This window comes from Shigella sp. FC1967 (genome assembly GCF_001743005.1).
Taxonomy (GTDB): Bacteria; Pseudomonadota; Gammaproteobacteria; order Enterobacterales; family Enterobacteriaceae; genus Proteus.
On the sequence record NZ_MIIZ01000131.1, the window covers coordinates 1 to 286 of the forward strand.

Here is a 286-nt window from a genome sequence, read left to right on the forward strand (position 1 = left end):
CCGAGGCGACCTCTGTGCTCAATGACATCTTCCAGGGTACGGAGGGGCATGATGAGTAGCCAGCTAGAACTTTTTCATGTCCAAGAGGCGTATGCCAAGGCCGATAAGCCGCTATCGAATGAGGAGCTCTACGATTCAGTGGCAGAGCTCGCTGGAATCCCGAAAAGCGCTCTGAATGAACAAAGTGAAATTGGCAAGGCAAAGGTCAAGCGGAGCAAGCTGAAAAGACAGATACGCTGGTATCAGCAAACCCTTAAGTCGATGAACCTTCTCCAGAAGGTGGACG

1 pseudogene is annotated in these 286 nt (G+C 51.4%); it reads left to right on the plus strand.

Going from position 1 to position 286, the window contains the following annotated elements:
- Window positions 1-51: 51 nt before the first annotated feature.
- Window positions 52-286 (plus strand): annotated as a pseudogene (locus tag BHE89_RS01190) (site-specific DNA-methyltransferase); the annotation flags it as partial.